19 protein-coding genes are annotated in these 18,707 nt (G+C 59.4%); 10 read left to right on the forward strand and 9 right to left on the reverse strand.

The annotated features are described in order from the left end of the window. Positions 1–152: 152 nt before the first annotated feature. Together AB1781_06325 and AB1781_06330 are read right to left on the reverse strand one after the other, a co-directional pair. Positions 153–431: a hypothetical protein gene (locus AB1781_06325; GenBank protein ID MEW5704188.1), complete on the reverse strand. Its 279-nt coding sequence runs from the start codon at positions 429–431 to the stop codon at positions 153–155. 194 nt (positions 432–625) lie between these two features. Next, positions 626–991, reverse strand: coding sequence for a hypothetical protein (locus tag AB1781_06330; GenBank protein ID MEW5704189.1), 366 nt, complete (start codon positions 989–991; stop codon positions 626–628). Between the two features lie 145 nt (positions 992–1,136). Between AB1781_06330 and AB1781_06335 the strand changes: the two genes are divergently transcribed. Further along, a complete protein-coding gene (locus AB1781_06335; GenBank protein ID MEW5704190.1) occupies positions 1,137–1,769 on the forward strand; it encodes a helix-turn-helix transcriptional regulator in 633 nt (210 codons plus the stop codon). Positions 1,770–1,836: 67 nt separating this feature from the next. Here AB1781_06335 and AB1781_06340 read toward each other — a convergent pair whose 3' ends face one another. Together AB1781_06340 and AB1781_06345 are read right to left on the reverse strand one after the other, a co-directional pair. Further along, positions 1,837–3,447, reverse strand: coding sequence for a lysine--tRNA ligase (locus tag AB1781_06340; protein ID MEW5704191.1), 1,611 nt, complete (start codon positions 3,445–3,447; stop codon positions 1,837–1,839). 108 nt (positions 3,448–3,555) lie between these two features. Next, positions 3,556–3,948, reverse strand: a complete 393-nt coding sequence (locus AB1781_06345) for a hypothetical protein (GenBank protein MEW5704192.1) — start codon at positions 3,946–3,948, stop codon at positions 3,556–3,558. Between the two features lie 324 nt (positions 3,949–4,272). Here AB1781_06345 and AB1781_06350 point away from each other — a divergent pair, with 324 nt between their 5' ends. Next, a complete protein-coding gene (locus AB1781_06350; protein ID MEW5704193.1) occupies positions 4,273–6,012 on the forward strand; it encodes a GGDEF and EAL domain-containing protein in 1,740 nt (579 codons plus the stop codon). Between the two features lie 20 nt (positions 6,013–6,032). Here the strand turns inward: AB1781_06350 and phaR are convergent, their stop codons facing one another. Continuing rightward, entirely contained in the window at positions 6,033–6,647 is a 615-nt protein-coding gene (gene phaR / locus AB1781_06355) for a polyhydroxyalkanoate synthesis repressor PhaR (protein MEW5704194.1), read from the reverse strand. A gap of 145 nt (positions 6,648–6,792) precedes the next feature. Here phaR and AB1781_06360 point away from each other — a divergent pair, with 145 nt between their 5' ends. From AB1781_06360 to phbB, 3 genes are all read left to right on the forward strand, one after another. Further along, positions 6,793–7,164, forward strand: coding sequence for a hypothetical protein (locus tag AB1781_06360; protein MEW5704195.1), 372 nt, complete (start codon positions 6,793–6,795; stop codon positions 7,162–7,164). After that, on the forward strand, positions 7,085–8,227 hold the full coding sequence (locus AB1781_06365; GenBank protein MEW5704196.1) for an alpha/beta fold hydrolase: 1,143 nt from the start codon (positions 7,085–7,087) through the stop codon (positions 8,225–8,227). Before AB1781_06360 ends, AB1781_06365 begins: the two co-directional genes overlap by 80 nt. Before the next feature lie 235 nt (positions 8,228–8,462). Further along, on the forward strand, positions 8,463–9,185 hold the full coding sequence (phbB, locus tag AB1781_06370; GenBank protein MEW5704197.1) for an acetoacetyl-CoA reductase: 723 nt from the start codon (positions 8,463–8,465) through the stop codon (positions 9,183–9,185). Between the two features lie 72 nt (positions 9,186–9,257). Here the strand turns inward: phbB and gloB are convergent, their stop codons facing one another. Then, positions 9,258–10,028 (reverse strand): hydroxyacylglutathione hydrolase, encoded by a 771-nt coding sequence (gene gloB, locus AB1781_06375; GenBank protein ID MEW5704198.1) that lies wholly within the window; start codon positions 10,026–10,028, stop codon positions 9,258–9,260. Positions 10,029–10,153: 125 nt separating this feature from the next. Between gloB and AB1781_06380 the strand changes: the two genes are divergently transcribed. Next, complete coding sequence (locus AB1781_06380; protein ID MEW5704199.1) at positions 10,154–10,879, forward strand: methyltransferase domain-containing protein; 726 nt, start codon at positions 10,154–10,156, stop codon at positions 10,877–10,879. On the opposite strand, the gene metW is transcribed toward AB1781_06380, so the two are convergent. Both metW and AB1781_06390 read right to left on the reverse strand, forming a co-directional pair. Further along, entirely contained in the window at positions 10,880–11,521 is a 642-nt protein-coding gene (gene metW, locus AB1781_06385; protein MEW5704200.1) for a methionine biosynthesis protein MetW, read from the reverse strand. Continuing rightward, positions 11,518–12,669: a homoserine O-acetyltransferase gene (locus AB1781_06390; GenBank protein MEW5704201.1), complete on the reverse strand. Its 1,152-nt coding sequence runs from the start codon at positions 12,667–12,669 to the stop codon at positions 11,518–11,520. The genes metW and AB1781_06390 overlap by 4 nt, the downstream gene beginning before the upstream one ends. 162 nt (positions 12,670–12,831) lie before the next feature. Between AB1781_06390 and AB1781_06395 the strand changes: the two genes are divergently transcribed. The 4 genes from AB1781_06395 to AB1781_06410 are packed head-to-tail and all read left to right on the forward strand — an operon-like array spanning position 12,832 to position 16,245. Then, positions 12,832–13,737: a chorismate mutase gene (locus tag AB1781_06395; protein MEW5704202.1), complete on the forward strand. Its 906-nt coding sequence runs from the start codon at positions 12,832–12,834 to the stop codon at positions 13,735–13,737. After that, positions 13,718–14,806, forward strand: coding sequence for a histidinol-phosphate transaminase (gene hisC / locus AB1781_06400; protein ID MEW5704203.1), 1,089 nt, complete (start codon positions 13,718–13,720; stop codon positions 14,804–14,806). The genes AB1781_06395 and hisC overlap by 20 nt, the downstream gene beginning before the upstream one ends. Before the next feature lie 3 nt (positions 14,807–14,809). Next, on the forward strand, positions 14,810–15,697 hold the full coding sequence (locus AB1781_06405) for a prephenate/arogenate dehydrogenase family protein (protein MEW5704204.1): 888 nt from the start codon (positions 14,810–14,812) through the stop codon (positions 15,695–15,697). Then, on the forward strand, positions 15,694–16,245 hold the full coding sequence (locus AB1781_06410) for a gamma-glutamylcyclotransferase (GenBank protein ID MEW5704205.1): 552 nt from the start codon (positions 15,694–15,696) through the stop codon (positions 16,243–16,245). The genes AB1781_06405 and AB1781_06410 overlap by 4 nt, the downstream gene beginning before the upstream one ends. On the opposite strand, the gene AB1781_06415 is transcribed toward AB1781_06410, so the two are convergent. After that, the gene (locus AB1781_06415; GenBank protein ID MEW5704206.1) at positions 16,227–18,545 is read right to left on the reverse strand and encodes an adenosylcobalamin-dependent ribonucleoside-diphosphate reductase; all 2,319 of its coding nucleotides are present in this window, start codon (positions 18,543–18,545) and stop codon (positions 16,227–16,229) included. The genes AB1781_06410 and AB1781_06415 overlap by 19 nt on opposite strands. Positions 18,546–18,707 lie beyond the last annotated feature (162 nt).

Here is an 18,707-nt window from a genome sequence, read left to right on the forward strand (position 1 = left end):
CCGGCGCCGACGCCGGCAAGAAAAACGGCGCGGGCTTTGGGCTGCTGAACAAACCAGCCATTATGGAAACGTCCTCCTGAAAAAAAGGCGCCTCCCGAGGGGGACGGGAGGCGCCGGGCAGATGGGTTGCGATGATAAAAAGGATTATATTCCTAGTTCAGACCGCCGTCAAGAGAAAAAAGACGCGCCGCCGGGGTGCGACCTTGCCGGCGCAGGTGCCGATAAAGCTGCCACGGCGTGAAGACATGAGCCGCCTCGATGCCGAGAACGCGCTTCACCGCTTCGACGCATGTGAATGGACGAAGCGGAAAATATATCCAACCTGCCTTTTTCCCTCGCAAGGCTGACGGCGGCCGGATCTCGGTTGCGAGCACACCAAACCCGTGTGTCCGATACCAGCCGGCAAGATCGAAATCGCTTGGTAGGTCCAAGGTCGAAATTTCAGTCCGGTGGACGAGGGAGTCATAGATGACCCAGTTGGACTCCTGAAGAAAGGCAAGAAAGCAATGGCGATACCCGCGCCGCAGGAAACGCAACCAAGGAAGATCCGCTTGGTCTGAAAAAACGACGAGAGCCGGAAGCGCGCGCCCTTTTCCCTTGCTATGCTTAGGAAAAACACGCCCCCTCATCGGACGATGCCTTTCGCCCGCAGAGTGCCAGTCAGGCGTTCGATCGCCTCGTGCCATAACGTGGCTGCCTTCCCCTCGTGCGCGCGCCTTTCGTCGGGTGGCAGCAATCGCTTGCCGTATTCCGCTAATACGCCGAGATGCAGTTGGTTGAGACGGCGTTGCCGGTAGAGACGATAGATGGCGGCAACCACATCATCGGGGTCACACGGCCTAAGTGTTTCGCCGCGCCCGGCGCCGACCCGCGCCCCTTCGCGCCGTGCCTGTAAACATTGCACGGACCAGAACCAGGCCTCTTCGACCGACTCAAAGGGCTCGGCCGCCAAGGTAAGGAACGGCTTTGGCGCATAACGTTCACGAGGCATGTTGGGTTGGATCTCCCTGGGCAAAAATCCGGTTCGGAAAGCGACCCGGAAGACGGCTAAAAAAGCAGGAAAATATTCCCTTGTCAATAATATTAGGAACATTTTCCTGATGTGAACAGGGGATTAAGTATAAGAAAATCTTCTTATGCTTCGACACGCCGACATCTGGAGCGCCATCGACAGCTTCGCGAGGGCCCGCGGCCTTTCACCGTCGGGGCTCGCACGCCGCTCGGGCCTCGATCCGACAACCTTCAACAAGAGCAAGCGGATTACGCGTGAGGGAAAGCCGCGTTGGCCAAGCACCGAAAGCCTCGCAAAAATTATCGAGGCGACAGGCAGCACGTTTGGCGACTTCATCGTGCATTTGGGGGGCGAAGCCGCGCAGGGCCTGGCCCAGCGCGTTCCGGTGATTGGTTTCGCCCAGGCTGGCGATCACGGCTTCTTCGACGACGCCGGTTTTCCAACAGGAAGTGGTTGGGATGAAACGATTTTTCCGCACGTCGGGGATCCGCACGCCTACGCGCTCGAAATCAGCGGTGACAGCATGCAGCCGATTTATCGGGACGGCGATCTCGTTCTTGTTTCGCCGGAAGCGAGCGTTCGTCGGAGCGATCGCGTTGTCGTAAAAACGAAAGGCGGCGAAGTGATGGCGAAGGAACTAAAACGCCAGAGCAGCAAGCGGATCGAACTTCTCTCCTTGAACCGCGCCTATCAGGATCGCACGCTCGCTATCGAAGATGTTGAATGGATGGCGCGCATCGTCTGGGTGAGCCAGTAGGGCGGGTTCGGCCGCGGCGTTTCCGGCCTAGGCTGTCGTTCCTATTCCTCAAAAAAGGCCTTTTTTCCTATTTTCCGGCCGTTTCTTGGACAAGTTCGCCGGCCAGCGCCCGCCGGATCAATCGGACCGATTCCGGGAGCCCATAGAGGGCGAAGAAGGACCCCATCCGCGGCCCCTGCGGTTGGCCGAGAAGGGTCTCGTAAAGGGCCTTGAACCATGTCCGAAGGTCCGGGAAGGGATGACGCTTGCCGACCTCGTACACCTCCGTCTGAATGGTCTCCATGTTCGCTTTTGGCGGGCACGCGTCCAGCGCGTTAGCCAAGTCTTCGAGCGCCGCTCGCTCCATCTCGCTCGGCGCCCGGTAGCGCTGTAAGGGTTTCACGAAGTCCTGGTAATAGTGGACGGCGCATTGGGCAAGCTTGTCCAGAAAGGGTGCCGTCTTCGGGTTTGCCTTTGGCGCGTAACGCGAAAGATATCCCCAAAGGACGGAACTGTCCTCTGCGTGGCAGACATTTGCCAGGTTGAGAAGGATCGTATAGGTGAGGTGGAATTCCTCCTGCGGCGGGTTTCCTTCATGGATGTGCCAGACCGCATTTTCCGGGCGGTCGTTTGCATCCTGTTCTTCATACTTGTTGAGGAAATTCAGATATTCATCGACGGTTCGAGGAATCACGTCAAAGCTAAGACGCTTTGCCTTCTTCGGCGCCTGGTACATGAAAAGCTTAAGACTTTCCGGCGGCGCGTAGCGCAGCCATTCCTCGACGCTTAGGCCGTTTCCCTTCGACTTCGAGATTTTTTCTCCGTTCTCGTCGAGAAAAAGTTCGTATGTAAATCCCTCCGGCGGCTTGCCGCCCAGGAGGCGGCAGATCTGGTTGCCGAGGTGGACCGAGTCGATCAGATCCTTCCCCGACATTTCATAATCGACGTCGAACGCCGTCCAGCGCATGGCCCAATCAACCCGCCATTGCAGCTTGCAATTGCCACCCGTTACGGGAAGCTCCGTATGTGTACCGTCTTCGTCCTCGAAGGTGATTGTGCCGGCCGCGGCGTCCCATGCCAGCACCGGGGTTTGCAGAACGCGCCCCGTCTTCGGCGAGATAGGCAGGAAAGGGCTATAGGTCGCCCGGCGTTCCTTACCCAAGATCGGTAACACGATCGCGCAGATTGCGGCATAGTTCTCAAGGATCTTGCGCAGCACGGTGTCGAACTGGCCAGCCTTGTAGCATTCCGTTGCGCTTCGAAATTCGTAGTCAAAGCCGAAGGAATCAAGGAAAGCGTGCAGCCTCGCATTGTTGTGGTGGCCGAAGCTTTCGTGAGTTCCGAAAGGATCCGGGATCGCCGTCAGAGGCTTGCCGAGATGCTTCGTCAGCATCTCCCGATTGGGGACGTTATCCGGCACCTTGCGCAGCCCGTCCATGTCGTCAGAAAAAGCGAAAAGCCGGGTCGGTATGTCGGTCAGGGTCGAGAAGGCGTGGCGGACCATGGTGGTGCGAACCACTTCCCCAAAAGTTCCGATGTGGGGAAGCCCGGATGGGCCATAGCCGGTCTCGAAGAGAACATACCCTTTCTTGGGTGTGTTGCCCTTAATGCGCGCGACAAGGCGGCTTGCTTCCTGGAACGGCCAGGCTTTACGCGCTGCGGCGGCTTCACGATAAGAGGTGGTTCGACCCGTTTCCACGGCGCTCGATTTCTCGGATTTTTTCGGGCAGTGACGAGGAACCTAGGCGGCGGGAAAACTTCCGTCAACCAAAGCAGTTCTTTCCCGGCAATACGGGTTTCGGCTGGATCAAGCGCGGACGCTTCGGAAAGCGTCCGCATCGAAGAATCCAGGTTCCGCTTCCTCGACCTTTTGGTAGGCCGTGGTCGCGTGGCGGTAGTCGTGCGCTCCCCTGGCGAGGCGGGTGAAGGGCAGTTCCTGCGCAAGTTTTTGTGCGGCAAAGGGAAGCGAGGTGTGTGGCGTATAGGCCTCCCGGTAGATAAAGACCGAGAGCGCTCGCGAGGCGTTTCTGCCCGCCGCTGGTGCGAGGGGTGTGCCTTCCGGCTCACCCGTGACCCGTTCAGCCCAGCTTTGCCTTTCCGCCGACCGGACAGAAGTATCTTCTTTTTCCGGCGGCCGGTGTGAAAGGTATGAAGCCGCGACCGATTGAATCGGTCTTCTTTCTATTTTGGACGTTTCCATCTTCCCGCGTGGCCGTTCCACAACAGCCGTTTGTATTTTTATGTTCTTTAACTACACAGTGCCGCGACGGATTTCTTGCTCGCGTCACTCGCCCCACTGTCTGCAAAGGAAAATATATTTCATTTAGGTTGCATACTCAAAAATATTCTATTCGTTAACCATACTAAAGCGTTTGCACGTTAACCAAGCGCCAGCAAAGGGGCGGGCGGAGCGGCGATTCGCGCCTCGCCATTGTATGCAAAATCCCCCAGCTTAAGCTTTTGTAAAGGGCCTTTTCTTACCGTAGGCGCTTCAATAGAACGAGGGGGCCTTTAGGTAGAAGGCATGCAATTGCAGGATGCAGAAAAAGGCAAGGAAACCAAGGAACGCGACGAATTAGGCTGGTTACAAACGGCCGTAGCTGCCTTGGGTGAGGTTGTCTTCGAGTGGGATCTCGCGACGGACGTGATTCATTGGTCGAATCTCGCGCCGGCGATTCTCAACCTACCCGAACTGCGCTTGGTTGCCACGCGCAGCGCCTATAATGCGCTGATCAACACGGATGACTTGACCCGCCTCCAGGAAACTCTCGCCACTCGTTACACCTCCAGCGAACCCTTCGAATGTGAATACCGGACGCACTCGGCCGATGGGCAAATGCGCTGGATTCGGGAACGCTCGGCCGTCGAGTTCAACAAAGCCAACGAGCCGGTGAAAGTCCGCGGCGTTCTCCGTCCGGTCGTGCCGCCAAAGCCAACTGTGAGAGCGCCAGCCGACACAGACTACAATGAAAGCGCCGGCCAGTACGGACGCGCCAAGCTTGTGGATTCGCTGAGCGAAGCGATCAATCGCTGCCGCCGGGACGAGGGCTCGGGAGGCTATCTTGCCGTCGGCATCGATCAGCTGATGGATGCCGGTGAGGAATGGAGCGAACCGACCATTGATGCGATCATCTTTACTGTTGGCCAGCGCTTGGAAGGCTGTTTGCGGTCTACGGATGCAATTCGTCGCGTCAGCCGCGACCGCTTTGGCGTCGTGCTGACACACTGCCCGGAAGAGGATGTCCCGATCGTCGCCGAAACCTTGCTTCAGTCCGTTCGCGGCGCAACCGTTGAAACGGCGCGCGGTTCGATTTCAATCACGGTTTCGATCGGCGGCGCGGTCTTCCCGGACGTCGCGCAGACCGCCCACGATGCCATCGCCAAGGCCGATATGGCGCTGGGAAAGGCGCGGCGCATGGGATACAACTGCTATATTCCCTTTCATCAGGCAAAGATGCGGCGCCGCAGCCAACGACGGAATCTGGCTATTCTCCACGAAATTCAGGAAGCGATTCAGGAAAAACGGCTGGTTTTTGCCTTCCAGCCTATTATGGACTGCGCGACGAACGAGATTCCCTATTACGAATGTCTGCTACGCCTGAAACGTGACGCGAACACGGTCGTGGCGGCAGCGGCGTTCGTGCCGGCGCTTGAACAGCTTGGCTATGCGCGGCTGATCGATCACTACGCACTCGGCCTCGTGCTGGAGGAACTCAAGGAGAACTCGGATATCTCCTTTGCCCTCAACGTTTCCAGCCTGACCGCGACGGATCCCACCTGGCTCAGCAAGTTCGTCATGGCGCTCAAGAATCAATCCAGCCTCGCCAAGCGCCTCGTCGTCGAGATCACCGAAACCGCCGCCCTTCAGGACATCGCCGAATCCGCCCGTTTCGTGTCCACCTTGCGGGGCTTGGGCTGCCGCGTGGCGCTGGACGATTTCGGCGCCGGCTTTACATCCTTCCACCACCTGAAGGCGCTGCCGGTCGATATTTTGAAAATTGACGGCTCTTTTGTCTCCGGTGTGGCGCAAAACCGTGAGAATCGATTGCTGGTGAGAACGCTGGTCGATCTTGCAAATGGATTTCATATGAACACGGTCGCGGAATGCGTCGAGACGAAAGAAGACGTCGAAATGCTTCTCCAGCAGGGCGTCCATCATATGCAAGGGTACTATTTCGGCAGGCCCGAGATCGAGCGGCCCTGGCTTAAGAGAAGCAAGGTCGTACCGATACCGATTTGGAGAGAAGCAAAAAATCGCGCCTGACGACGGGTGTGCGGCGGCGTTTACTCTCGCGACTTCTTGGCAATTTCCTCAAGCCGCCGCTGCATGACTTCCACCTGCTGCCGGAGGTCGCGAAGCGCCTGTTCGCTTGGTTTGGCCTCTTTTGCGGCACCGCCTTCTTCCTCAGATTCCTTTTCCGATTTGGTATCCGCGAAAGGCACGAAAAGCTCCATCATGTGCTCGAAGATGGCAAGGTTCTGCTTGCCGATTTCTTCAAACGGGCTGAACGGCTTGGGTGTGCCGAACGCGGTCATCAGATACTTACGCAGCCGTTCTTGGTTTTGCGTGAAGGTGTGCATCGAGCTTTCGAGGTAGCGCGGCAAGATGTCCTGAAGGCTTCCTCCGTAGAAGCCGATTAACTGGCGAAGAAATTTGATGGGAAGGAGGTTTTGGCCTTTTGATTCTTCTTCAACGATGATTTGGGTAAGCACGGATCGGGTCAGGTCTTCGCCGGTTTTGGCATCGTAGACAACGAAATCCGTTCCCTCTTTTACCATTTGGCATAAGTCCTCCAGCGTCACATAGCTGCTGGTTGCCGTGTTATAGAGCCGCCGGTTGGCGTATTTTTTAATGGTAATGGGCGTAGCGTCGGCGCCGGCGGCTTTTTTTCTACTCATCGGGATTTAGATCCTGCATGGCCGCGGACAATCTTACTGCAACACAGCATAACAGAACTTTCCAGGGTAGGCATAGGGTTGGAAAAGCTTCCCCCGCGCCATCACGGCGTTGGCATTGGATGGCGCGCTGCATTATGATCCGCCCATGTCGGAATCCCCTGACCTTGAGGTCTTGGCCGCTCGTTTTCTTGAGCTCTGGCAAGACCAGCTGGCGGCGATGGCACAGGATTCGGCCAATGTCGAGATCATCACCCGCCTCTACCGTCACTTTGCGGAAATCACTCTCCCCACCGTGCTAGGAGCGGCCTATTCCAACGAATTCCAAAACAACCGAAAAGACGGAGCCGCTGGGTCGGCTGCTCGGCCCGAGACCGTTGCCGCTTCATCTGGCGGCGCCGATGCTCGCTTGGCTAAGCTCGCAAGGCGTCTTGCCGCCGTTGAAAAACGATTGGCTGCGCTGGAATCGGGACCTTCTACCCGCCGCCGAAGCCCTGCAAAAAAAACTCGCCGAGGTTGATCCGGCGGTTTTTCGAAGTGCTGTTGATAGAGTCGCCCGCCGCCAGTTCTCGGAAACGATGGCGGGTGTCGTCGCTTACCGTCGCCATCCTTATCACCGTACGCTGCCCTCGCCGCCGGTCGTTTGGCGTTCCGGCGCGGCGCGGCTGCTTGATTATGGGACGGAAGCGACGGCAAAGGCGAAGGGCGTTCCGGTTCTTTTCGTGCCATCGCTGATCAACCGTTCCTACGTACTGGATCTTTCGGAGCGTACCAGTATGCTTCGTCACTTGGCGAACCTGGGCGTTTGGCCGTTCCTTGTGGATTGGGGAGAGCCTGGCGCCGCTGAACGCAACTTCACGCTTACGGACTACGTCGCGACTGTTTTGGAAGGGGCTTACCGGGCGACGCAAAGTCTGGCCGGCGCGCGCGTCGCCATTGTCGGCTACTGTATGGGCGGCCTGCTCGCCCTTGCCTTGGCCATCCGCCAACGCGCGCACGTGCCCGGTTTGGCCCTGTTGGCGACGCCTTGGGATTTTCACGCCGGCGAGAACGGGAAGAATCAGGGCCGGATCGCTAGGTTGGCGTTCGAATCTCTAGCACCCCTCATCGAAGTATTGGGCGAAATGCCGATTGACCTCGTGCAGAGTTTCTTTTTCTTCCTGAGCCCGTTCCAGGCTTCGCGAAAATTCCGTAATTTTGCCAATCTCGATCCGAGCTCCGCCCGGGCGCAGGATTTTGTGGCGCTCGAGGACTGGCTGAACGATGGGACGCCGTTGGTGGCGGGGGTCGCCCGCGAGTGTTTGCTGGATTGGTACGGCGCCAATGCGCCCGCCCGGGGGGAATGGAAAATCGCCGGCCAGGACGTGCGGCCGGAGATGTTCGATCGTCCGGCGCTGGTCCTCGTGCCTGGCCAAGACTACATCGTGCCGCCGGAATCCGCGCACGCCCTTGCGGCAGCCCTCCCCAAGGTTGAAAGCCGGACCCTCGCCACCGGCCATATCGGCATGGCCATTGGTGCCCGGGCGCCGCATGTGCTTTGGCATCCCCTCGCCGAATGGTTGCGCAGCGTTTACGCCGGCTGATTGAAAAGACTCTAGAGGACCTAATTTTGGAGGAAACGCCGGGGGGGGGGCGTCATCGTCACCCGGTTGACTGCTTTCGCCTTTATGGATTTACGGCTAGTCTTTAGTCAGGCGGTGCCGGAGGCTTGCATGGAGCAAAAATAAGAAATAATATTTCTATTCATATAATAAATATATTATATAGATGCTTAAAACATATATTTAATATAATTTTATTATAAAAATAGGGGGGCTCATGAAGCGCGTAGCATTGGTGACGGGGGGCATCCGGGGAATCGGGGCGGCCATCGCGAAGGCGTTGCAACAGGCCGGCCACAAGGTTGCCGTCAATTATCACCGGGACGAGGCGACGGCGGCCAAGTTCAAAACGGAGACCGGTATTCCCGCCTACAAATGGGACGTCGGCGATTTTGCCGCTTGCCAGGCAGGCCTCGCCGAGATGACAGTTGATCTGGGCCCGGTTGAAATTCTGGTCAACAACGCCGGCGTCACGCGCGACGCCGTCCTTCACAGGATGACGGTCGAGGAGTGGAATGCTGTCCTTCGAACGAACCTTACCTCTTGCTTCAACATGTGCCGGTGCGTGATCGAATCGATGCGTGAGCGAGGGTTCGGCCGCATCATCAACATCGGGTCCATCAACGGCCAGGCGGGTCAGTATGGGCAGGTGAATTACGCAGCCTCGAAGTCCGGGATTCACGGCTTCACGAAGGCGCTCGCCATGGAATCGGCTGCAAAGGGTATTACCGTGAACACCATCGCACCCGGTTATGTCGACACGGAGATGGTCCGCTCGGTGCCCGAGAAGGTCTTGGAAAAGATCGTTTCGAAAATCCCGGTTGGCCGGCTCGGCCAGGCGAAAGAAATTGCGCGTGGGGTCCTTTTCCTGGCGTCCGATGAGGGCGGCTTCGTCACCGGCTCGACGATATCGATCAACGGCGGCCAGCACATGTACTGACGGTTAGTCGGGGTGCTGGTACGTGGTTGCCGGTATTGCCGCCAGCATGGCCCTTCGAGACGGGCGGTGCCCTCAAAAGACATCCTTACGGCGACGGAGCTCCGCAAAAATCTGGGCGGGAGGCTCTCCTTCCATGCCGATGGTGCGGGCGATCGTTCGGGTGTCGGCCCGCAGGAACGGGTTGGTGCGCCGCTCCATCTCCATCGTCGAGGGAACAGTTGATTCACCGTTTGCGCGTTTTCTTTTGACCTCTTCGGCGCGCGCCAATAGATCCGGGTTGTCGGGGTCGACGCTCAACGCAAAACGGGCGTTTGCCAGCGTGTACTCGTGGCCGCAAAGGACAAGCGTTTCATCCGGTAGCGCGCGCAGACGCTCCAGCGACCCCCACATTTCCTCCGGCTTGCCCTCGAACAACCGTCCGCAGCCCAGGGAAAACAGAGTGTCCCCGCAGAAAAGAGCGCGGCTTTCGCGGAACCAATAGGCGATGTGGCCGTGCGTATGGCCATTCACCGCGATGACCTCGCCTTCGGCTTCCCCGATTCGCACCGTGTCCCCATCCGCAACGCCTAAGTCAATGCCGGGAATGCGCTCGCTGTCGTACCGGGCGCCGATGACCTTGCAGTCGGTCGCCTGTTTGAGATCGAGGTTACCGCCCGTATGGTCATAATGGTGGTGAGTATTCAGGATATAATCTAGGCCCCAATGCCGTTTCGCAAGCGCCCGCAGAATCGGTTCCGCGACAGCCGGATCGACGATGGCCGTAGCGTTTCCCTTCGGGTCACGGATTAGATAGCCGTAATTGTCCTGCAGCAACGGAATCTGGTGAATAACCAGCTGACTCATCGAATTTCCAAAAACCTCAATCGTTCCGTGAAATCTAACACCATCCCTGGGCAGAGACTATGCCCCTGGCTTGGCGTCCAAATCCTCAAAGCTAACTTCGCCTTCTATGGTAAATTCGTTGAATCATGTGGCGGGACGTTGTCGACTTAAGGGATTTCTATGCAACCGGGCTCGGCCAAGTTGCCCGCCGGATGATTGGGACGCGTCTGCGTCAGTTATGGCCAAGCGTGGCGAATGAATCCGTCTTGGGAATTGGCTATGCGATACCCTATCTCGAATCCTTTCGACAGGAGGCGTATCGCACGCTTTCGGTCATGCCGGCCTCGCAGGGTGCGCTTCCCTGGCTTTCGGGGGGGGCGGGGCTAACGACGCTTGCGAACGAATCCGAATTGCCGTTTCCGGATCTCTCCATGGATCGCATCCTGCTTGTCCATGGGCTGGAGTTTTGCGATCATTTGCGTTCGATGCTGCGTGAAACCTGGCGCGTTCTAGCGGATAGGGGGCGCCTGCTTATCGTCGTGCCGAACCGGCGCGGCATCTGGGCGCGATTCGAACGAACGCCCTTCGGTCACGGCAGCCCTTATACGGCCTCTCAACTGTCACGGCTGCTTCGCGAGAATCTGTTTACGCCGATCGAAACAAGCGGCGCGCTTTTTGTGCCGCCCACCTCTTCAAAGATTCTGTTGAGTTCGGCAACGGCTTGGGAGCGGGCAGGGCTTCGCTGGTTTCCGACCTTTGCGGGCGTCATCGTGATGGAGGCCAGCAAGCAGATTTATACCGTGGCCGCCGCGACGCCGAAACAGCGGCGCGTCTATGTCGCCGTTTCCGGCGGCGTTTCTCAGCGGACCTAGTCAGAAAGTAACCCGGCGCATCAGGAAGACGGCCTGTTCTCCCCACAAATTCGGGAAGAAATTGGCAAGGCTGAATCGGCTGGCCAGGCCGACAGGACCGAGCCAGGCTCGTTTTTCGATAACGATGCCGAATTCATCACACAGATCGATAAAGTCGCGAATGGTGCAATTGTGAATGTTCGGGGTTTCGTACCATGGGCGGTTGAAGGCGCCGCCGGTCGGCATTCTGCCGCGCGAAAGCAGATGCCAACGCACGCGCCAGTAGCCGAAATTGTGAAACGAAACGATCGCCCGATGCCCGATGCGGAGCATATCCAGAAGCACGCTTTTTGGTGCCCGCATCGCCTGCAGCGTCTGGCTTAGGATAACGTAGTCGAAAGATTTCTCCGGGTAATCCTTGAGGTCCGTCTCCGCATCTCCCTGGATGACGGAAAGCCCGCGGCTTACGCAAAGATGGACGCGTTCTTGCTTAATCTCGATTCCGCGGCCGTCCACGCGCTTTTCGTGCACGAGGTAGTCAAGCAGGCTGCCGTCTCCGCAGCCGACGTCGAGGACACGGCTTCCGGGGGCGACCATCTTGGCGATGTGTTGCAGGTCTACGCGGGTGGCCGACAAGTCTCGATGCGGGGGTGCTTCGTTCATCGCAGTGGCAACCCCCGATGTTCGGCCGCGCCGTTCAGGAAGCCTTGAAGGGTCTCGGTGAATTTGGGCTCGTCCAGAAGAAAGGCGTCATGGCCCATGTCGGTATCGATCTCCACAAAGCTGACATTGGCGGCCGCCCCGTTTAGGGCGTGGACGATTTGACGGCTTTCGCTTGTCGGAAAAAGCCAGTCGCTGGTGAAGGAGATGATGCAGAAACGAGTCTTCGTGCCATGGAACGCGTTCACCAACGTACCGCCATGTTCTCCCGCAAGATCAAAATAGTCCATAGCCCGCGTGATATAGAGATAGGAATTTGCGTCGAAGCGGTCGACGAACGTGCTTCCTTGGTGGCGGAGATAGCTCTCGACTTGGAAGTCCGCGTCGAAACCGTAGGTCACGACTTTCCTATCCTGTAAGGCGCGTCCGAATTTTCGTGTCAACGCCACTTCCGATAAATAGGTGATATGGGCGGCCATCCGCGCCACCGCGAGTCCGCGGGTCGGTCGCTTATTGTGGGCCAGATAGTCTCCGCCGCACCAATCGGGGTCCGCGATGATGGCCTGGCGCCCGACCTCGTGAAAGGCGATGTTCTGGGCGGAATGTCGCGCCGCCGCCGCGATGGGAACGGCGGCAAAGACGCGTTCCGGAAAACTCACCGCCCATTGCAGAACCTGCATGCCGCCCATGGAACCGCCGATGACGCAGAACAGCTGCTCGACGTTTAGATGATCGAGCAGCAACGCCTGCGCGCGGACCATGTCGGCGATCGTGATCACCGGGAAATCAAGGCTATAGGGTTTGCCGGTGGCGGGGTTCGTTTCCTTCGGCCCGCTTGTGCCCATGCAGCCGCCCAGCACGTTCGAGCAGATGATATAGAACCGTTCCGTATCCAATGGCCGCCCTGGTCCCACCACGCGATCCCACCAGCCGGGCTTCGCCTGCGCCGGATGCGGGCCCGCGACGTACTGGTCGCCCGTGAGCGCGTGACAGACCAGGATCGCGTTCGAACGATCGGCGTTCAGCCTTCCGTAGGTTTGGTAGGCGACGGTGAAGGAGCCAAGGTCGACCCCGCAGTCCAGCCGGAGCGGCTTTTCTTTCCCCAGCTCGACTTCCCCCCCCTCGCCGACGATTTTACCGACCTCTGCCATGGCTGCGTTTACGGGCCGACCCCGTTCTTCGAAAGGTGAGCTTGGAAAGCTTGCATAGCTAGGTTCCGGGCGGCGGACTGTCAATGTTTTCTTTGATTTTCCAAACATCTCCGACTACTACTAACGCCTACTAACGCCTTGCGAAATTTGGTTCGGATCGGGATGACGGACGGAAAATCCCTTGAAGAGTTGCGCCACGATATCGATCGGATCGACGACGCCATCCAAGAGCTTCTGTGGCAGCGTTCGGCCATTGTCGAGAAAGTTCGAGCGTACAAACTCACGCAACGCGTCTTTCGGCGCGGCGGATTCTTTCGGCCTGGTCGCGAAGCCGAAATCTTAAGACGGCTCGTTCGCCGTCATCGCGGCCGGTTTCCGAAATTAGGCCTGGTCCAGGTGTGGCGGGCGATTGTGGCGTCGCACCTGGCGCATCAGGAACATTTTTCGCTTGCCGTCTACCGCCCGAAGTTAAAGAACGCTTGCTGGGAGTTGGCCCGTGAGCAATATGGACCTCTCGTGCCGATGGTGGCGGAATCGTCCGTGGCGGCGGTTCTTCGAAAAGTTTCGGAACGGTCCGCTTCGGCCGGCGTTCTCCCCCTGCCGAAAAAGAAAGACGAGGCTTGGTGGCGGCATCTCGTCGGCCGTTTCGCGGACTTGCGAATCGTCGCTGGCCTGCCGTTCGCCAATTTCGAAAGCGAGAAAGGGGAAGTCGAAGCCTTGATCGTGGCGCCCATGCCGGCGGAACACACCGGCAAGGATCGCAGCTTTCTCGCGATCGAATCGAACGGCGGAATCAGTGCGGTGCGGCTTGCCACGGCGCTTGCCCAGGAAAAAATCCGGGGCCGTTCGGTTCTTGCATGGCGAAGCTCGGCGCGGTCGAGCCGAAGCTTTTCGCTCATCGAGGTAGAGGGTTTCTTCGGCGAAGACGCGCCGATCCTTAACCGGGTGCGGACGCGACTCGGTCGTTCGGTCCGGCGGATTGCCGTGGTCGGAAGCTATGCCGTGCCGCTGCATGGAGCGAAAGGCAAGCGAAACAGGAAATCCCCCCGTGGACAATCTAAAAGTTAGGCCAGGCATTCTCGAGATCGAACCTTATGTCGGCGGCCGGTCGCATCTTCCGGGCATGCGGGATGCGATCAAGCTGTCGTCGAACGAGGGCGCTCTCGGGCCAAGCCCGAAGGCGATCGCGGCCTATCTGGAAGCGGCGGATGCGTTGCACCGCTACCCGGACGGGGCCTCGGAGGCGCTGAGAGAAGCCATCGGCGCGCGTTTCGGCCTCGATCCCAAGCGGATCGTATGCGGCAACGGATCGGACGATCTGTTGACCTTGCTTGCCCGAGCCTATGCCGGGCCGGAAGACGAGGTTCTCTACAGCGCGCACGGCTTTCTCCTGTTCCCGATCCTGACCCGCGGCGTCGGCGCGCGACCGATCGCCGTGCCCGAACGCAACCTCACGGCCGACGTGGAAGGGTTCCTTGCGCGGGTGACCTCGCGTACCCGGATCGTTTTTCTCGCCAACCCGAACAACCCGACGGGAAGCTGCCTGAACGCGGCGGCCGTCCGCCGCTTGCGGGCGGGGCTGCCGGCGAACGTGCTTCTGGTTCTCGATTCGGCCTATGCGGAATTCGTGACGGAAGGCGATTACTCGCCGGGCGCGGATGTGGTGGACGAAAACGAAAACGTCGTCATGACGCGGACGTTTTCGAAAATCTTCGCGCTTGGCGGGCTGCGGCTAGGCTGGGCCTACTGTCCGCCGGCGATCGCCGACGTGCTCAACCGGCTGCGGGCCCCCTTCAACGTCGTGCGGCCGGCCCAGGTGGCCGGCGTCGCGGCTCTGGAAGACGTCGCGTTCTTCGACCGTGCCCGGACACACAATACGCTATGGCGGACATGGCTTGCCGAGGCGTTGGCCAAGACCGGCCTCCAGGTTTACCCGAGTGCGACGAATTTTCTTCTCGTGCGTTTTCCGGACGATTCACTGCACAATGCCGAAGCGGCCAACCGCTTTCTGAACGAACGGTTGATCATCCCAAGGGCGGTGGCGAATTACGGCCTGCCGGATTGCCTTCGGATCACGGTTGGCAAGGAGGATGAAATGCGCGCGGTTGCAAAAGCCCTTGCCGAATTTATGAGTTAAGCCATGGCGTCATCGTCTTTGTTCGAAAGGGTTGCGCTGATCGGCCTTGGGCTGATCGGGTCGTCGATCGCCCGCGTCATGAAGCGTGACGGTTTGGCCGATGAGATCGTCGGCTGTGCGCGCTCCGAGGAAACGCGCAAGAAGGCGATGGAGCTTGGCTTCCTTGACCGTGTTACGGCGGAGGCGGGAGAAGCGGCGGAAGGGGCGGACCTCGTCATCCTCTGCACCCCCCTCGGCACCTACAAGGTCTTGGGCGAAGCGGTAGCGCCGCATCTGAAGAAGGGGGCGATCTTAAGCGACGTGGGTTCGGTTAAGGGGGCCGTCCTCAAGGTGTTGGGGCCTCTTGTCCCGGAAGGCGTTCATTTCGTGCCGGCCCACCCGGTCGCCGGCACCGAGCATTCCGGGCCGGAGGCGGGCTTTGATACCCTTTTTGATGGGCGCTGGTGCGTGCTGACGCCACCCGCGGGCACGCCAAAGGAGGTCGTCGCGCGCGTTGCCGAGTTCTGGCGGCGGGCTGGCAGCCAAGTCGAAATCATGGACGCCGCTCATCACGACAAGGTGATGGCGATCACCTCCCATCTGCCGCACCTGATTGCCTACACGATCGTCGGAACGGCGACCGATTTGGAGGAATTGGAACGCACCGAAGTCATCAAGTTTTCGGCCTCCGGCTTTCGTGACTTCACGCGCATCGCCGCCTCCGACCCGATCATGTGGCGCGATATTTTCCTGAATAATCAGGAAGCGGTTCTTGAGATGCTCGGCCGTTTCACGGAGGATTTGACCGCGCTACAGCGCGCCATCCGCTGGGGCGACAGCAAGACACTTGAGGATCTGTTTACGCGAACGCGCGCCATTCGCCGCCGGATCATCGACGCGAAGCAGGCTTGAACGATACCGACGCAAGCGCTTGGATTTTTGCCTACGGTTCCCTGATGTGGAACCCCGGCTTCGCGTACCTTGAGGAACGTCCGGCCCTTCTCCGCGGTTACCATCGGGCGTTCTGCATCTTCTCCCATGTGTACCGGGGCTCCGAGAAAAAGCCGGGCCTCGTCTTAGGCCTTGATCGGGGCGGCGCTTGTCGGGGGCGGGCTTTCCGCGTCCTGCGCGCCCGCGAGGCGGAAGTCCTCGCCTATCTCGATGGCCGCGAAAGGGTGACGGGCGTCTACCGGCGAAGACGGCTTATGGTCCGCGTGCCGGAAGGGCGTGCCCCGGCCCACGCCTATGTGGCGGACCCAACCCACGACCAGTACGCGGGCAGGGTGACGCCGGAAGCGGCGGCCCGTCTTATTGCCGAATGCGCAGGGTCGGCCGGAACGAATCGCGAATATTTTGAGGCCACCCTTGCCCATCTAGAGACACTCGGCATTTCCGACGATGGTCTTCGCCGGATACGGGCCCGCCTCGAAACCCACGCGTCTCAGGCACAGCGCGAATAATCGCACGCCGTGCAACGGTCGCAGCCTTCCTGGTGGATGACGCTTGCCTGGCCGCATTTCGGGCACTGGGACAGGCGCGACCTGGGCAGTCCGACGACCTGTTTTTCCGCCTTCGCCTTCGGCCTTTCTTCGGTTGCCGGCTTCGCGAGGAAGCCGATCGCGATCATATGCCGTTCGATGACTTCGCCGATGGCCGCCAGAAGCGAAGGAATGTAACGTCCGCCCATCCATTGGCCGCCGCGCGGGTCGAAGACGGCCTTCAGCTCTTCGACGACGAAGGAAACATCTCCGCCGCGGCGGAAAACGGCGCTGATCATTCGTGTCAACGCGACCGTCCAGGCGTAATGCTCCATGTTTTTCGAGTTGACGAAAATTTCGAAAGGCCGGCGCCTGCCGTCCTGGATAACATCGTTGAGCGTGATGTAAAGGGCGTGGTCGCTGTCCGGCCACTTCAACTTGTAGGTCTGTCCGGGAAGCTCGCCGGGGCGGTCGAGGGGGCGTGTCATGTAGACCACCCCGCCCGCCTCAAGCGCGTCCTCCGGCCGCGGCCCGGCTCGGTGCGGATCGAGCGGCAGTTCGGCCTGGGTCGTTTCCGCCGCTTCGCTTTTTTCGGCGACCAGAACCGCGCCGGTGATCGCGTTCGGGCGGTAGGTCGTGCAGCCTTTGCACCCCATCGCGTGGGCATCGAGGTAGATGTTCTTGAAGTCCTCGAAGGGCAGGTTTTCCGGGCAGTTGATTGTCTTTGAGATCGAGCTGTCCACGTAGGCCTGGACGGTGGCCTGCATCTCGAGATGTTCGTGGGGAAGAAGGTGTTGGGTATCGACGAAGTAATCCGGCAGGGGCGCCTTCTCTCCCTTCATCTTGCGATAGAGACGGTAGGCGTAATCGCTGACCTCTTCCTCCCGCCGTCTGCCGTCCGCCATCAGGATGCGCCGCTTATAGGTGTAGCTGAAGACCGGCTCGAGCCCGGAGGAGACGTTGTCGGCGAAGAGCGAGATCGTTCCTGTCGGCGCGACCGAAGTGAGGAGGGCGTTCCGAATCCCCTTCTTGCGGATCGCTTCCCTTACGTCGGCATCGAATTCCAGGACGGTTTGTCCGGCGAGGTAGGCTTCCGAATCGTAGAGCGGGAAACAGCCCTTTTCTTCCGCCAGTTCCGTCGAGGCGAGATAGGCGCTCCGTTGGATGGCGTGCATCCATTCCCGGGTAAGCGCAATCGCCCGTTTGCCGCCGTAGCGGGCCTTGCAGAGGATAAGCGCGTCCGCAAGTCCGGTGACGCCAAGGCCGATTCGGCGTTTCGCCTGCGCCTCCTGTCTTTGTTGGGGCAGCGGGAACTTCGAAACGTCGATCACATTATCGAGCAGGCGAACAGCCACGGCGACGATGCGGGAAAGTTCCTCCACATTGATCCGCGCCTGATCGGAAAAGGAATCCTGCACCAAGCGCGCCAGATTGATGGACCCTAGCAGGCAGGCGCCATAAGGCGGCAGCGGCTGTTCGCCGCAAGGGTTCGTTGCGTAGATTTCCTCGCAGTAATGGAGGTTATTCCGCTGGTTGATGCGGTCTATGAAGATGACGCCCGGCTCTGCATAGGCGTAAGTCGCCTGCATGATTTTGTTCCACAGCTCGCGCGCCGGCAGGCTCTTGTAGCAAACGCCGTTGAAGACAAGTTCCCAGGCGCCGTCCTCTTTCACTGCCTGCATGAAGGCGTCCGTTGCCAGGACGGAGAGGTTGAACATGCGCAGCCGTCCGGCTTCTCGTTTCGCTTCGACGAAAGCCTCGATGTCGGGGTGGTCGCAACGCATCGTCGCCATCATGGCGCCGCGTCGGGAGCCGGCGCTCATGATCGTCCGGCACATCGCATCCCACACGTCCATGAAGGAAAGCGGCCCGGAGGCGTCGGCGCCCACCCCGTGAACCGGCGCCCCTTTCGGGCGCAGCGTGGAAAAATCGTACCCGATACCGCCGCCCTGCTGCATCGTGAGAGCGGCTTCCTTCAAATGTTCGAAGATGCCGCCCATGGCGTCGGGGATGGTCCCCATGACGAAGCAATTGAAAAGCGTTACGTCCCGCTTGGTGCCGGCGCCCGCCAGGACGCGGCCGGCCGGCAGGAAGCGGAAATCCGCCAGGATCTCGTAGAAACGGTCTGCCCAATGGGCGGGGTCTTTTTCTGGCTGTGCCAGGGCGTCGGCGACCCGCCGCCAGCTGTCCTCGATCGTCTTGTCCACAGGCTCGCCGGTGGCGGTTTTTAGGCGGTATTTCATGTCCCAGATCTGCTGGGAGATAGGCGAAATGGGCACCATGGTGACGTTTTTTCTCTATGGGTGAAGACTCCGCCGGGCGGCCGAGAATAGCCTGTAACTTATTCTAATATAATATTATTTTTAAATTTTGAAGCGTTATCCTAGGTCGCCGGCAGCAGCGCGTCAAGGGAATGTTCTTGTTCTGTTTCCACACGAGAGGTA

This window comes from Pseudomonadota bacterium, from assembly GCA_040752895.1.
Lineage (GTDB): Bacteria > Pseudomonadota > Alphaproteobacteria.